The 14,887-nt window shown below is 65.1% G+C and carries 13 protein-coding genes and 2 pseudogenes; 9 read left to right on the top strand and 6 right to left on the bottom strand.

What is annotated here, in order from left to right; translation table 11 throughout:
- The first annotated feature begins 136 nt into the window (after positions 1–136).
- The 5 genes from coxB to GDI_RS12310 are packed head-to-tail and all read left to right on the top strand — an operon-like array spanning position 137 to position 3,960.
- Entirely contained in the window at positions 137–1,102 is a 966-nt protein-coding gene (gene coxB, locus GDI_RS12330; protein WP_012553378.1) for a cytochrome c oxidase subunit II, read from the top strand.
- A 4-nt stretch (positions 1,103–1,106) separates the two neighbouring features.
- Positions 1,107–2,729, top strand: coding sequence for a cytochrome c oxidase subunit I (locus GDI_RS12325; protein ID WP_012226613.1), 1,623 nt, complete (start codon positions 1,107–1,109; stop codon positions 2,727–2,729).
- Entirely contained in the window at positions 2,722–3,369 is a 648-nt protein-coding gene (locus GDI_RS12320) for a cytochrome c oxidase subunit 3 (protein WP_012553376.1), read from the top strand. Before GDI_RS12325 ends, GDI_RS12320 begins: the two co-directional genes overlap by 8 nt.
- Positions 3,366–3,647 (top strand): hypothetical protein, encoded by a 282-nt coding sequence (locus tag GDI_RS12315; protein WP_231854114.1) that lies wholly within the window; start codon positions 3,366–3,368, stop codon positions 3,645–3,647. Before GDI_RS12320 ends, GDI_RS12315 begins: the two co-directional genes overlap by 4 nt.
- A 19-nt stretch (positions 3,648–3,666) precedes the next feature.
- Positions 3,667–3,960 carry a putative quinol monooxygenase gene (locus GDI_RS12310; protein WP_012226610.1) on the top strand — a complete coding sequence of 98 codons (294 nt, stop codon included), beginning with the start codon at positions 3,667–3,669 and terminating at the stop codon, positions 3,958–3,960.
- Positions 3,961–3,997: 37 nt separating this feature from the next.
- Here GDI_RS12310 and GDI_RS12305 read toward each other — a convergent pair whose 3' ends face one another.
- The gene (locus tag GDI_RS12305) at positions 3,998–5,320 is read right to left on the bottom strand and encodes a cytochrome P450 (protein ID WP_231854113.1); all 1,323 of its coding nucleotides are present in this window, start codon (positions 5,318–5,320) and stop codon (positions 3,998–4,000) included.
- A gap of 564 nt (positions 5,321–5,884) precedes the next feature.
- Between GDI_RS12305 and GDI_RS12300 the strand changes: the two genes are divergently transcribed.
- Together GDI_RS12300 and GDI_RS12295 are read left to right on the top strand one after the other, a co-directional pair.
- On the top strand, positions 5,885–6,856 hold the full coding sequence (locus tag GDI_RS12300; RefSeq protein WP_157871042.1) for a polyamine ABC transporter substrate-binding protein: 972 nt from the start codon (positions 5,885–5,887) through the stop codon (positions 6,854–6,856).
- On the top strand, positions 6,843–8,411 hold the full coding sequence (locus GDI_RS12295; RefSeq protein ID WP_012226607.1) for a GGDEF domain-containing protein: 1,569 nt from the start codon (positions 6,843–6,845) through the stop codon (positions 8,409–8,411). The genes GDI_RS12300 and GDI_RS12295 overlap by 14 nt, the downstream gene beginning before the upstream one ends.
- Before the next feature lie 3 nt (positions 8,412–8,414).
- Here the strand turns inward: GDI_RS12295 and GDI_RS12290 are convergent, their stop codons facing one another.
- Complete coding sequence (locus tag GDI_RS12290) at positions 8,415–8,891, bottom strand: GAF domain-containing protein (protein WP_012226606.1); 477 nt, start codon at positions 8,889–8,891, stop codon at positions 8,415–8,417.
- A gap of 231 nt (positions 8,892–9,122) precedes the next feature.
- On the bottom strand, positions 9,123–9,392 hold the full coding sequence (locus GDI_RS12285) for an HU family DNA-binding protein (protein ID WP_012226605.1): 270 nt from the start codon (positions 9,390–9,392) through the stop codon (positions 9,123–9,125).
- A 169-nt stretch (positions 9,393–9,561) separates the two neighbouring features.
- On the opposite strand from GDI_RS12285, the pseudogene GDI_RS19180 reads away from it, so the two are divergent.
- Positions 9,562–10,253 (top strand): annotated as a pseudogene (locus GDI_RS19180) (IS630-like element ISGdi4 family transposase); the annotation flags it as partial.
- On the opposite strand, the gene GDI_RS12275 reads toward GDI_RS19180, so the two are convergent.
- Complete coding sequence (locus GDI_RS12275; RefSeq protein ID WP_012224956.1) at positions 10,248–11,240, bottom strand: IS481-like element ISGdi9 family transposase; 993 nt, start codon at positions 11,238–11,240, stop codon at positions 10,248–10,250. The pseudogene GDI_RS19180 and the gene GDI_RS12275 sit on opposite strands and share 6 nt — an antisense overlap.
- A gap of 57 nt (positions 11,241–11,297) precedes the next feature.
- Here GDI_RS12275 and GDI_RS12270 point away from each other — a divergent pair.
- Positions 11,298–11,669 (top strand): annotated as a pseudogene (locus GDI_RS12270) (transposase); the annotation flags it as partial.
- 54 nt (positions 11,670–11,723) lie between these two features.
- Here the strand turns inward: GDI_RS12270 and GDI_RS12265 are convergent.
- Positions 11,724–12,482 carry a glucose 1-dehydrogenase gene (locus GDI_RS12265; RefSeq protein ID WP_012553371.1) on the bottom strand — a complete coding sequence of 253 codons (759 nt, stop codon included), beginning with the start codon at positions 12,480–12,482 and terminating at the stop codon, positions 11,724–11,726.
- Between the two features lie 82 nt (positions 12,483–12,564).
- Entirely contained in the window at positions 12,565–14,691 is a 2,127-nt protein-coding gene (locus GDI_RS12260) for a M3 family metallopeptidase (protein ID WP_049762994.1), read from the bottom strand.
- Between the last annotated feature and the right edge of the window lie 196 nt (positions 14,692–14,887).

Here is a 14,887-nt window from a genome sequence, read left to right as displayed (position 1 = left end):
ACATCCCACATCCCCGGATGTTCCAATCCTAGTGTCCGGTTACACTGGCGGTCCGCAAGCTGCTGCGGCTGGGCGCGCTGATGACGGTACTGACCCTGGCCACCCTGCTGGGCATGGCCCATTGGCGGAGGGCGCGATGACCTGGCTGCCCGAAGCCTCGTCCCACGCCATGCGGATCGATATCCTGCTGGCCGGACTGGTGCTCATCAGCCTGGCGGTGCTGGGGCTGGTGTTCGGGCTGATGCTGCTGAACGTGCTGCGTTTCCGTGCCGGCCGCACGACGGATATCGTCCGGGCCATCGCGGAACATAAAAGCTGGTGGTTCGAGATTTCCTGGACCTCGGCGACGCTGGTGATCTTCTTCGGCCTGTTCCTGTGGGCCACGCAGCTTTACGTCGTGGCCTTCCGCCCCCCGGCCGGGGCGATCCAGGTCTATGTCACCGGCAAGCAATGGATGTGGAAGATCCAGTATCCGGGCGGCCAGCGCGAAATCAACGCGCTGCATGTGCCGGTGGGCCGGCCGGTGCAGTTGCTTTTGACATCGGAAGACGTGATCCACGATTTTTCGATCCCGGCGCTGCGGATCAAGCACGACGTGCTGCCCGGCCGGTATCAGAGCCTGTGGTTCACGGCAACGCAGACCGGATCGTTCCGCCTTTACTGCACCCAGTTCTGCGGCCTGGCCCATTCCCGCATGACCGGCACGGTGACGGTCCTGAGCGCCGCGGATTATGCCGGCTGGCTGAACGGCACGCCGGCCAGCGGCAGCCTGGCGATGACGGGCGAGGCCCTGTTCATCCGCAGCGGCTGCAGCGGCTGCCATGCCTCCAGCCGCTATGCCCCGGATGCGGCGGATACCAGCCGGGCGCCGTCGATGGTCGGGCTGTACGGCAGCCGGGTGACGCTGGCGGACGGCCGCGCGATCATGGCCGATGCCGCGTTCCTGCATGATTCCATCCTTGATCCGCCGCGCAGGCAGGCTGCCGCCTTCGCGACCGAAATGCCGTCCTTTCGCGGCGTCCTGGCCGAGGACGACCTGGCCGCGCTGGTCGCCTACCTGCAGACCCTCTCGCCCGCCCTTCCTCCAGTTGCAGGGAATTGACGCGATGTCGGAAAGCTATCTCTGGCAGGACGGAACCCTGCGATCCTGGCTGCTGACGCGTGACCACAAGCGGATCGGCCTGCTCTATCTGGGCTCGATCACCGCCTTCTTTGTGCTGGGCAGCGTCGGGGCGGCGCTGGTGCGGCTGCAGTTGCTGGAACCGAACGGCACCATCCTGTCCGATGCGACCTATAACCGGATGTTCACCATGCATGGCGTGGTGATGGTCTGGCTGTTCCTGGTGCCGTCGATTCCGGTCACGCTGGGGAACTTCCTGGTCCCGCTGATGCTGGGCGCCCGCGACCTTGCGTTTCCGCGCCTCAACCTTATCAGTTGGTACCTCTTCGTCGCGTCGGGCCTGCTGGTGGTCTACGGGCTGTTCCGGGGCGGCCTGGAAACCGGCTGGACGTTCTATACCCCGCTTTCGTCGGATTATACCGAGGGCCGGGTACTGCCGGTCGTGCTGGGTATCTTCCTCAACGGGTTTTCCTCGATCGCGACGGGGGTGAACTTCATCGTCAGCATCCATCAGCTCCGCGCGCCGGGCATGACGTGGTACCGCCTGCCGCTGATGCTGTGGGCGCTGTATGCCACCAGCGTCATCTTCGTGCTGGCGACACCGGTCCTGGGCATCACGCTGCTGCTGCTGGCGTTCGAACGCCTGTTCCACGTGGGCGTGTTCGACCCGACGCTGGGCGGCGATCCGCTGCTGTTCCAGCAGATGTTCTGGTTCTACTCCCACCCCGCCGTCTACATCATGATCCTGCCCGGCATGGGCGTGGTCAGCGAAATCGTCAGCACGTTCTGCCACAAGCCGGTGTTCGGCTACCGCTTCGTGGCATGGTCGTCGGTCTCGATCGCGGCGATCGGCTTCATCGTGTGGGGGCACCACATGTTCGTCGCCGGAACGTCGCTCTATTCCGCCATCGTCTTTTCGATGTTCAGCTTCTTCGTCTCGGTCCCGTCGGCCATCAAGGTCTTCAACTGGCTGGGCACGATGCATGGCGGTTCCATCCGCCTGGACGCCCCGATGCTGTATGCGATGGGCTTCATCGGCCTGTTCACCGTGGGCGGCCTGACCGGCCTGTTCCTGGCCTCGCTGGCCGCCGACGTGCATCTGACGCAGACCTATTTCGTGGTCGCGCATTTCCACTACATCATGGTCGGCGGCATGGTATCGGCCTATTTCGGCGGCCTGCATTACTGGTGGCCCAAGATCACGGGCCGGATGTACCCCGAAATGTGGGGACGCCTGGCGGCCGCCCTGATCTTCTTCGGCTTCAACCTGACCTTCTTCCCCCAGTTCATCCTGGGGTTCGAGGGCATGCCCCGCCGCTATGCCACCTATCCCGCGCAGTTCCAGGTCCTGAACGTGCTGTCCTCGGCCGGGGCGAGTATCCTGGCCGTCGCCTATGCGATGCCGCTGGTCTATTTCACCTGGTCGCTGTTTCGCGGCGCCCGCGCGCCCGACAACCCGTGGGGGGCGACGGGCCTGGAATGGCGGACGACATCGCCCCCGCCCACCGAGAATTTCGCCGTCACACCGGTCGTGACCACCGACGCGTACGATTACGCGGACCTGGATACCCATGCCGGGCTGGCGGATACGGGGGTGCCGCATGTCTGACGGTTCGACGCTCGACCACCATTCCCCTTACGAGACGCCCCTGCATCGCGACGAAAGCGCGCTTGCCGGCATGTGGCTGTTCCTGGCCAGCGAGGCGCTGCTGTTCGGTGGCCTGTTCCTGGTCTGCCTGATCTATTCGCACACCCGGGCCGGCGGATGGGCCCTGGGCGTGCGCCACACGAACCTGGCGATCGGGGCGGTCAACACCCTGATCCTGATCACCAGCAGCGCCGTCTTTACGATGGCGGTCGAGGCGGCAAGGCGTGGCGACAACCGCCGCGTGGTCCGGGCCGGACTCGGCGCGGCGGCGCTGGGCCTGGCATTCCTGGCCCTGAAGGGGATCGAATGGGGACAGGAATTTGGTGAAAACCTGTTTCCCGGGCCGCATTTCGCCCTTCATGGCCCGGATTTCGGGGGCGCCGAACTGTTCTACAGCTTCTACTTCCTGGCGACCTTCCTGCACGGCATGCACATGGTGGTCGGAATCGGGCTGATCCTGTGGATCTGCCGCAAGGCCCATCGACAGGCGTTCAGTCCCGCATGGAACACGCCGGTCGACGTCGTGGGCCTGTACTGGAGCTTCGTCGACCTGATCTGGATGCTGCTGTTCCCGTTGCTCTATCTGATCGGGCGGGCATGATGACGCGCATCGCGATATATTGGGGAATGCTGGTCCTGCTGCTGGTGGCGGAACTGGCGGCCGCGCGGGCGGGAATCGGGATCGCCGTGTCCGTGCTGGCCATCCTGATGGTACTGGTCATCGTGCTGGGCTTCATGCAGATCCTGCATGCACCGAAGCTGGCGGTCATCTTCGCGCTGGGCGGCCTGTTCTGGCTGACGATCCTGCTGGCCCTGGGCAGCCTGGACAGTTTTACCCGGACGACCGTACTGGTGCATGATGTTAACATTACGGGATAAAGACCTGATGGAGAGCCGGATGGAAAAGACACTCTACGCCACCATGCGCGCGCTGCCGGGGCAGGAGGACGCCGTCGCGGCCCTGCTGCGCGACCTGGCGGGACAGGTCCGGGCCGAGCCCGGCTGCCTGCGCTTCGTCGTCTATCGGCTGGAAAACGATCCCGCCGCCTTTCATGTCGAGGAGACCTATCGCGACCAGGCGGCGTTCGAGGCGCATATCGGCATGGAGCACGGGCGGCGTTTCAACGCGGCCATTACGACCATGGTCGAAGGCGGGGCATCGACCGTCGTGTTCCTGGACCGGGTTGCCTGACGCCACCGCCGCTGCCCCCAGGCGGCCGTAGCGGCCTTTACGCCCGGCGCGTCAGGCGAAAGGCGGGGGCGTAGCTGGGCCGCGTCGACAGCACGCCGACCGGCAGGACGGGAGCGTGGTCCACCAGGGCCAGCGAGACATCCTGCACCACGCGCGCCAGCACCAGCACCGCTTCGGTCATTGCCAGTTGCGCGCCGATGCACACATGCGGGCCGGCCCCGAACGGCAGGAACGCGAAGCGCGGCGGGTCCGGCCGGTCCAGGAAACGCGCGGGGTCGAAGCAGCCGGGGTTGTCCCACAGCGCGGGATTGCGATGCAGCATCCAGAAGGGCAGCAGGACCATCGCCCCCTTCGGCACCGTGTGACCGCACAGGTCGGCCTCGTCGACGCTTTCGCGGCCGCTCATGAACGCGGGCGGGTACAGGCGCAGCGTTTCGCGCACGACGGCGGTGGTGACATGCAGCGCGGGCAGCGTCGTGGCCGCGCCGGCGGGGGACAGGTCCATGTCGCGGACCTCTCGCGCCACTTCGTCCTGCCAGCGGGGCGACTGCGCCAGCAGCAGGCACGCCCAGAACAGGACCGAGGCCGTGGTCTCGTGCCCCGCGACGATCATGGTCGCGACTTCGTCGATCAGTTCGGACGTCGTGCCGCCGCCCTCCGCGCCGAAGGCGGCCTGCATCAGGTCGAACAGGTCGCGCGGGGCGTCGGTGGGGCCCAGGGCCTGGCGGGCCGCGATGATCTGCCCGATCAGGGCGACCCAGCGCCGGCGAAAGCGCCGCCGCCGCCAGCCCAGCAGCGTGGGCATGCCGGGCGGCAGCAGGAAATCGCCGGGGCGCGGCGTGCCGATGCCGGTCATGAAGCGGGTGACGGAATCGCGCAATGGACGGTCGAAGGACCCGATATCCAGCGAGAACATCGAAACCGCCGCCACGTCCAGCGCCAGGCGCCGCATGGTGGAAAACAGGTCGACCGGGCGGTCGGGCTCCAGCGCCCGGCAGGCGCGGTCGGCGCAGGCGGCGATATGCCCGGCCAGGACGGGCACGCCGCGCGGGGTGAAGGCCGGCGCCATGGCGCGGCGCTGCCGCCGCCAGGTCTCGCCCTCGCTGACCAGCAGGCCGCGCCCGACGATCGGGCTCAGTACCCGCTGGCCGACGCGCAGGCGCCGGTATCCCCCCGCCTGGGTCACCAGGATGTTCTGGACGGAATCAGGTCCCGCGGCCAGGACCAGCGGCCGGCCCAGGGCGCGCAGGCTGACCACCGACTGGTCGAAGCAGCGGCGCGGAAAGGCAGAATAGCCGTTGCGCCGCAATGCCGCCAGCACGCCCAGGCCGCCGGCCCGGTCCGCAAGCATGGGCGGCATGGGCGGGATCAGAGGAGAGGATTCGAGCACGGTCGGGCCTTCGCTGGACAGAAGGGCAGGCTATCCAAACCGTTGGAAACTGGAAAGGACGGCAGCGGGAAGCAGGGGACCGGGAAACGGAGGGCCGGAGCCGACGAACAGGGCGCGGAGGCCCGGCGAAAGGCGATGGCCGAGATCGATTGAGGATCGTAATCAGTTCCGTGTTACCCGGTTAGAGTCGCGTGGAACTTATGACGGGAAAAATCAATACTGTCTTTCCGATCAGAGAATCGGCCTGATCATGGGCCGGCGGTTGATCATGGACTGGGAATGCGTAATAACGTCAAAGTGGATGGGCGGGGTCGGTCATATCGTCCAGGAGTCTTGCACTATACTCGCGCGACGGCCTGTCGCCGCTATTGGGACAAAGGGTTGGCCGGAATGGAGGGGCTGTTTTCCGGCATGCGGCAGTGGACATCGCGACGGCCTGGCAGAACGGGAATTGCGCGCGCCTGTCCCGGTTTCCGAATCATCCTGCCTGCGATCCTGATCGTTTTCGGCTGCCAGGCATCATCGGCGGCACCGTTGAATTTCCTGGTCTGGGAATCGGGCGTCAGTCCCGAAGTGGTCAAGTCGTGGACCGACATGACCGGCATCGACATCAACCAGATCATCTTCGACAGTGGGGACCGGCGCGACCTGATGGTCGCGAACGTGAATGCGCCGATCGACCTGGCGGTAATCGACAGCGCCCACGTCCAGGCGTTCGGCGAACGCGGGCTCCTGCTCGACCAGTCCCGCTTCCCCCTGCCGCCGGAGGAGCAGAGCGAAGGGCGGTGGCGCGCGATGTGCGGCCGTTACGGCGTGCCCTATAGCTGGGGGAATACCGGCATCGTCTACCGCGCCGACCGGCTGAAGGTGCCGCCCAGTTCGTGGGGCGACCTGCTGAAGCCCGCCCCGGCGCTGGTGGGACATATCGCGATGCCCGATGATCAGGAGGAACTGCTGGCTGCCGCCCTGAATTATCTGGGGCGTCCGATGAACAGCGGCGATCCCCAGGACCTGCGCCGCGCGTTCGACCTGCTGCGCGCCCAGGCGCCGGCCGTCCTGATCTATGGATTGCCCGTCACCGCGCAGCAGGAACGCAGCGTGCATGACCTGATCGATATCGGACTGGGGGGAACGGGGGACGAGAAGACCCTGAACATGACGACGGACCAGACCCAGCCCTGGCGGTTCGTCACGCCGCGTGAAGGGGTGATGGTATGGGTCGACTGCCTGGCTGTGCTCAGCCGGACCTCCCGTCCCGACCTGGCGGAGAAGTTCATCCGCTTCCTGGTCAGGCCGGACAATGCGGTCCGGGATGCGATCTTCCTGCACCAGCCGACACCGAATCCGCGCGCCGAGGCGATGCTGCCCCGCGCGGTCCGCGATGATCCCCAGATCTATCCGCCCCAATCCTACCCCATCATCTATCGCAAGCCCGTGCCGACCGACAGCCTGGCGTTGCGGAGGCGGATTCTCGGCGCCCTGATTGCGATCCATGACGCTCAATAGACGCGCATTCGCGGTCCTGCTGCCGATCGTCCTGCTGGGCCACATCCTGGCCGGCGGGGCGGCGTTCCTGGGATACCGTACCGCACTGGTCCTGCTGCACAAGGCGCGCGTGCAGCAGGAACTGTTCCAGCTCAAGACGTCCTATTCCGATTATGTGTCGCTCGAAGCGCAGTTGCTGTACGTCATCCGCAACAGCAGCGCCTTCATGTCCTTCATCAACGAATCCGATCAGGCCTACCGGACCCGTGTCCTGGCCATCGGAATCCAGGACAGCCTGCAATCACTCGTTCCCAATGACGGGACGAAGGTGTCGTGCAGCGTCTTCCAGTCCGATGGGCGCGAGATCTTCTATTTCGACAACGGCCTGGACCCGTTCCAGACGCTGGGCGAGCATCAGGCGGCATTCGCGCACGCCGTCCTGACCGACAACGCGCTGTCGCGCACCGGCCTGGTGACGGAAAAGGACGGCACGACCTATCTGCTGGATGCGGCGGAAGTTCAGGCGCGGGGCAATCGCCCGGTTTCCTCCGGGATGCTGCCGGAACAGTCCGTCCTGTTGCAGATCGCTGTGAAGCCCAGCCGTTTCGAGACGATTCGCCACACCCTGGCGGTCGAGTACGGGGCACCGGTCGAATTGTCGGCCACACCGCCGGTGCCGGGCAGGGGGCTGTCCGCCAGCGTCCGACTGGCACCCGCGCTGTACGCCCGGGTAACCCCGGCCGGGTCCTATATGCGGGCGAAGCTGACGCGGGTCGCGATGGTGATCGGGATGTTCGTCGTGGTCCTCAGCGTGATGTCGGTCGGTGTGCTGATGCTGCTGGTGCGGCGCTATATCATCGCACCGATCGAGGAACTGGACCGGCAGGTGACGGCGATCATGGAAAAGCGCCGGATCGACATCGATGTGCCCGAACGGGGTGAGATCGGGCGGCTGGCGGCGAATGTGCGGATGCTGCACGGGCAACTGGCGCGGGCGCTGCGCAAGACCCGGCGGCTGTACGAGACGGATTCGGTGACGGGCATCGGCAACCGGATCTATTTCAACGAAATGCTGGAACGGTTCTTTCTGGACAGCGCCGAAACCGGCCGCCCGCTGACCATGCTGTTCATCGACCTGGACAATTTCAAACAGGTCAATGACGAGCACGGCCATCGGACCGGTGATGCCCTGCTGGTGGCGGTGGCCAAGGCGCTGGTGGCCTCGGCCGCCGAGACGGCGGAGGCCTGCAACGAACCGCCGGGCATCGCTGCGCGCCTGTCGGGGGATGAATTCGCCTTCCTGATCCAGGCCGAGCCGCGCAGCGCCGCGGTGCAGATGCTGATTCAGTCGTTCCTGGTAAAGTTCCGCTGCGGGTTTGCTGTCGAGTCCGACTCATACCCGGTGACCGCCAGCGTCGGTGTGGCCGCCGTGCCGGGCGACGCCGATACGCCCACGCACCTGATGTCGTGCGCGGACCATGCGATGTACTACGCCAAGGCGGCGGGGCGGAACACGTTCGCGTTCTACAGCGACCTGCCGCCCTCGGCCCGTACGCCGGGTGTACGCGTCCCCTAGCGCTCAGGCGGTCGGTGCGGGAACAAGCAGCGCCGCCACCTGTTCCAGGACCAGCCGATCCTGCGGTGTGAAACGGTCCCTGATCGGGCTGTCGATATCCAGCACCCCGATCAGCCGGTCACCGTCCAGGATCGGAACGACGATTTCGGATTCGGACGCGGTGTCGCAGGCGATATGGCCGGGAAAGGCATGCACGTCGGGCACCACGATGGTGCTTCGCCGGGCCGCGGCGGTGCCGCAGACGCCCCGGCCCACTGCGATGCGGGTGCAGGCGACCCGCCCCTGGAACGGCCCCAGCACCAGTTCGCCGTCACGCAGGATATAGAACCCGGCCCAGTTGATGTCCGGCAGCGCCTCGAACAGCAGGGCGGAGATGTTCGCCATGTTGGCGATCAGGTCGCGTTCGCCCGTCAGAACGGATTCGACGGTGGACAGCAAATCCTCCAGCGTGACGCGGTGATCGGCAGGCAGGGTGGTCATTGACGGGCTCCGGGTGGCTTGGCCGGTGGGGTGGGTCGGCTGCGTATAGAATGCCACCGTCGAGGGCGGAACCAACCAGGACGCGAAATGCACGACAAAAGGTCGCTTTATCAGATCGCGGAAGCGCGCGGCCGTCCAGCGGCATTGCCAGAAAGGCATCCGCCGGGGAGGAGGGCCGTTCGGGGTGGTCCGGCACGCGCCACTGCGGGGCGGGGCCGGACCGGCCCCTGATCAGACCGCCTTTTTCAGGTTGGGACTGGCCTTGAAACGGACGGTCTTGCCGGCCTTGACCTTCACCGGTTCGCCGGTGCGGGGGTTCAGCGCCTTGCGCGCCTTGGTCTTGTGCACGGTGAATGTGCCGAACGACGGCAGCGTGAAACCGCCTTCCTCCTGCAAGGTTGCCACGATGGCGGTAATCAGGTCGTCGGCGGCCTTGCCGGCGGCGACGCCTGTGCAGGCAAGAGAATCCTGAAGAACGGCGGCGATGAAAGCCTTGCTCATGGAGGAGCGTGTCCCAATAGTTATTGACCGTGGGGAACGGTAGCAGCGAGGCCGGAAAATTGTCTAATACCAACTCCGGTCCGCCCTGACTCATATGTGATTGCCTGACGGTATCGTTCTGGAACGAGCTGTGATTCACAGGATGCCGAACCGGGCGGGAGGCATCCGAATGGGCGGGGCGTTAGCGTTGCGTGAGGATTATGATGCGGCGGGACTGCGTGCTCTGGCGCGGACAACGAGGCATGCGGGCCAGGCGCGTCGGCTTCTGGCGCTGGCGGCGATCTACGATGGTGCGTCACGCGGAGACGCGGCACGACTGGCTGGGACGGATCGGCAGATTGTGCGGGACTGGGTGGTGCGTTTCAACGCCGAGGGCCCGGATGGCGTGCGGGATCATCATGGGGGCGGTGTCGTTCCCCGCCTGACACCAGCCATGTTGGAAGCGCTGATGCGCCGGATCGAGGACGGCCCGATCGCTGCCGTGCATGGGGTGGTGCGCTGGCGGCAGGCTGATCTGGGGCAATGGCTTTATGAGGAATTCGGCGTCTCTCTTTCGCGCAGCCGGCTGAGCGCCGTTATCCGGGGCCTCGACTTCCGCCTTCTGACGGGACGCCCCCGGCACCATGCCCAGGATCCCGAGGCCCAGGACGTTTTTAAAAAAGCTTCCCCGACGTCATGGCCGGGATCCGGGCCCGGCATCCCGGCAAGGCCATCGAACTCTGGTGGGGCGACGAGGCGAGGGTCGGCCAGAAAACGAAGCTGACGCGCCGCTGGGCCAGACGCGGCACCCGTCCACGCGCGCCTGCCGATCAGCGCACACGTTCGGCCTGGATCTTCGGAGCGATCTGTCCGGCGCTAGGTGTTTTGTCCCGGGATTTGGTGGTGCGGATTATGTATGAACCGTGATGGTTCTTTTTCCCACTGCTGACAAATGAATTCATATGGAGTGAGGCCGCGCAGGGTCTTGAGCCTGCGGGCGAAATTGTAGGCGGTAACGAAGTCGGCGAGGTGTTGACGCAACTGGTCATGTGTTTCGTAGTAGAAGCGCTTGACGGTGGCGTCCTTGATCGTGCGGTTCATCCTCTCGACCTGGCCATTCGTCCAGGGATGTCGCGGCTTTGTCAGTCGATGCTCGATATCGAGATCAGCACAGGCCAGTTCAAAAGAGTGGCACCGGAACAGGACACCATCCGCCCGCATGGCCTTGATGTCTTCGGGTGTCCATCCATTGCCGGCCGGATCGGTAAAATGCGTGCCGTTATCGGTCAGCACGGTATGGATGCGGTAGGGAACCGCAGCGGCCAGAGCACGCAGGAAGTCACCGGCAACGCGACGTGTCGCTTTCTCGTGCAATTGGACAAAAGCGAATTTCGAGGTCCGGTCGATCGCCACCAGAAGATAAAGGCGCCCCATTTCAGTGCGGACTTCAGCAATGTCGATGTGAAAATAGCCGATCGGATAACTCTTGAACTTCGACCGTTTTGGTTTGTCGCCTTCGGTCTCGGGCAGGCGGCTGATCCCATGGCGCTGAAAACAACGGTGCAGGGAAGATCGCGTCAGATGCGGGATCGTCGCCTGAAGCGCATAAAGGCAATCATCAAGAGGCAGCAGGGTATGGCGACGGAAGGCCACAACGATCGCTTCTTCTTCGGTCGACAGGATGGTTGAGGATGCGACCTTCGGACCGGTGCGTCGATCCGACGTATCGGTCCGCCCCTTCCATTTGGCGACCGTCTTCGGGTTGATCCCGTAGCGTTTCGCCAGAACCCTCAGGCTCTCTTGACTATGTTGTATCGCTCGACGGACTGCCGCTGTCGTCGTGGCGCTTCCGTGGTGAACCTGGCCCATAGCGCATCCTTCCACTCATGTGAAAATAATGCACCACCAAATCCCGGGACCAAACAGCTAGGCAAGGGAGCGGCCCTCGTCCTGCCCTGGTGCAACCTCCACGCCATGAACCGGCATCTCGACGAGATCTCGCAGGCCGTAGCGCCGGGCGCTCACGCTATCCTCATCGTCGATCAGGCAGCGTGGCATACCAGCCCGAAACTCGATATCCCCGCCAACATCACCATCCTGCCGCTCCCGCCACGCTCGCCCGAACTCAATCCGGTGGAAAACGTCTGGCAGTTCATGCGCAATACCTGGCTGTCGAACCGGATCTTCCGCACCTACGACGACATCGTCGATATCTGCTGCCACGCCTGGAACCAGCTCGTCGACCAGCCCTGGCGCATCATGTCCCTCGGGCTACGACAATGGGCACATGGGTTTTAACAAACAGGAGTTGGTATAATCCGATCGCGGCGCGCGGGCCCGGATTCGCATCCCTTACTGCGCGGTGTAGCCGCCGTCGATCACCAGTTCGCTGCCGGTCATGAATTTGGATTCGTCCGAGGCAAGGTAAAGAATGCCGTAGGCGATGTCGTCGGCCTCGCCCAGATGGCCGATCGGATGCAGCGCCACCAGCTTTTCGCGGGCGGCTGCCTGGTCGGCGGTCAGGCCCTGGACCATCGGTGTCCAGATATAGCCCGGATGGACGGAATTGACCCGGATCTTGTAGCCCGAGCGCGCGCAGTGCAGCGCCGCCGACTTGGTGAACAGCCGTACGCCGCCCTTGCTGGCATTGTACGCCGCCAGCGTCGGATCGCCGATCAGCCCTTCGATCGACGACAGGTTGATGATCGACCCGCCATGATCCTTCATCGCCGCGACGGCGAACTTGGTGCCCAGGAACACCCCGTCCAGGTTGATCGACTGCACGCGGCGCCATTCGGCCAGGTCCGTGCTTTCCACGGTGCCGGAAAACGCGATGCCGGCATTGTTGACGGCAATGTCCAGCCGGCCGAACCGGCCCGTCACCGCCGCCATGGCCTGGGTCCAGGCGTCCTCGCTGCTGACGTCCAGCGGCACGAACAGGGCCTCGCCGCCCGCCGCCCCGATCTCGGCGACGACCGCCTGGCCCTCGTCCTCCTTCAGGTCGGCGACGGCGACGCGCGCGCCCTCGCGGGCCAGCATCAGGGCGGTGGCCTTGCCGATCCCACGGGACGCCCCCGTGACGATCGCCACTTTTCCGGAAACGCGGGCCATGGTGGTCTCTCCTTGTCGAAAATCGGGGCCATGGTGCGCCATCCGTCGCGCCTGGCCAATGATTTGCCTCAACGCGTGCGGGTCACTCCTGGCCCGGGACCAGCCCGCGATGTCGCAGCATCGGGGTGATATCGGGGTCCTGGCCGTAGAAGGCGCGGAACATCGGGCCGTACGCCATCGTATGCCCGCGTGACAGGATCATGTCGCGGAAGCGCTGCCCGTTTTCGCGCGTCAGCCCGCCGTGGGCGCGGAACCAGGAAAACGCCGCGTCGTCCAGCATCTCGGTCCACAGATAGGCATAATAGCCGGCGGCATAGCCGTTGGCCCAGATGTGCAGGAAATAGCTGGACCGGTAGCGGGGCGGAACGTCCGTGGTATCCAGTCCGGATCGGGCCAGCGAGTCCGCTTCGAACCGGTCGACGTCCTGGCGCGGGGCGCCGGCGGGCAGCATGTGCCAGTCCATGTCCAGCTTGGCGGCGGCGATGACCTCGCCCAGCGCGTAGCCCTGGTCGAAGCGCGCGGCCTTCCTGATCTTGTCGACCAGGGGCTGCGGCATCGCGGCGCCGGTCTGGTACTGTCTGGCGTAATGGGCGAAGACGATCGGGTCCAGCGCCCAATGTTCGTTGAACTGGGACGGGAATTCGACGAAATCGCGGGCCACGGCGGTGCCGGACAGGGTGGGATAGGTCTGGTCGGCGAACATGCCGTGCAGCGCATGGCCGAATTCGTGGAACATCGTGGTGACGTCGTCGAAACTGATCAGGGCGGGTTGCCCCGGCGCCGGCTTGGTGAAGTTCGCGACGTTATAGACCACCGGCTTCGTGCCCAGCAGGTGCGACTGCCCCACGAAATTCGACATCCAGGCGCCGCCGTTCTTGTTGTCGCGCTTGAAGTAATCGAAATAGATCAGCGCCAGCGGCGACCCGTCCTTGTCGGTGACCTGGAACACCCGTACGTCGGGGTTGTAGACGGGGATGTCCTTGCGTTCGGTGAATGTAAGCCCGTACAGCCGGTTGGCGGCGAAGAACACGCCGTCGCGCAGCACCCTGTCCAGTTCGAAATAGGGTTTGACCTGGTTCTGGTCCAGGTCGTAGCGCGCCTTGCGCACCTGTTCGGCGTAATGGGTCCAGTCCCACGGCTGGGGCTGGAAGGTCTGGCCGTCCACATGGATGGCGGCGCGGATATCCGCGATTTCGCGCTTCTGTTCGGCCAGCGTCGCGGGCACGAGCTGCGCGATGAAACGCTGCACCTTCGCAGGGGTATCGGCCATCTGGTCATACAGCACGTATGACGCGTAATCGGGATAGCCCAGCAGTGCTGCCTTGCGCGCGCGCAACTGCGCCAGTTCGGCGATGACGGCGCGCGTGTCCCCGCTGTCGCCGTGTTCGGCGCGCAGCCAGCTATCGGCGAACAGCGCCTGGCGCGTGGCGCGATCGGTCAGGGATTGCAGGTCCGGCTGCTGCGTCGTGTTCTGCAGCGGCAGCGCCCATGCGTCCGTCAGCCCGCGCCCCCTGGCGGCTTCGGCGGCGGCATCCAGTGCGGCCCGGTCCAGCCCGTGCAGGGCGGCGGGGCGCCAGACGACCAGCGCGCCCTGCCGGGTCGCTGTCAGCAAGGTCTGCTGGAAGCGGGTTTCCAGTTGCGACAGGTGCGTGTTCAATCCGCGCAGCGTCGCCTGGTCCGCGGCGGACAATTGCGCGCCGGCATGGATGAATTGCTGATAATAGACCGTCAGGAGCTGCGCCTGCTCTTCCGTCAGGTGCAGCGTGGCGCGCGCGTCGTACAGCGTGCGGACCCGGGCGAACAGTCCGGGATTCAGGTAGATCGCATCCTGATGCTGGGCCAGTTTCGGCGCGATGGCCGTTTGCACGGCATCCAGCGCCGGATTGGTGTTGGCCTGGTACACCCCGTCGAAGGTCTCGGACACCCGGTCCAGCACGCGGCCAGAACGTTCCATTGCCGCGATGGTGTTGTCGAAGGTCGGGGGCGCGGGATAATCCGCGATTGCCTGGATTTCGGCCATCTGCTGCGCCATGCCCTGCTCGAACGCGGGCTGGTAGTCGCCGTCATGGATCAGGTCGAAGCGCGGGGCCTGGAACGGCAGCGTGCTGGCGGTCAGGAACGGATTGTCGGCGGCATGGGCCGGGCCGGACAGGGCCGCCCAGCCACCCAGGCACGCGGCGACGGTACGAAGCCAGACGGTACGATTCATGCGTTTCCAGACCTTCTGCGGTGGCATGGCGCGCAGGATGGGCCAACGGGGCATGAAAATCCACCCGACCCGAAACGATCCGGCAGGCCGCTTAAGGCCGTGGATGGCGTGGTGGATTTGCAAAATAACATAATCTTTTCGTTATAACTATTGACCATGACGATATATGACGTATGATCTGGTAAATCCTGCGATT

The sequence above is a fragment of the Gluconacetobacter diazotrophicus PA1 5 genome, from assembly GCF_000067045.1.
Lineage (GTDB): Bacteria > Pseudomonadota > Alphaproteobacteria > Acetobacterales > Acetobacteraceae > Gluconacetobacter > Gluconacetobacter diazotrophicus.
Note: the sequence above shows the minus strand (reverse complement) of the source record. Positions and strands in the feature narration are given on the sequence as shown.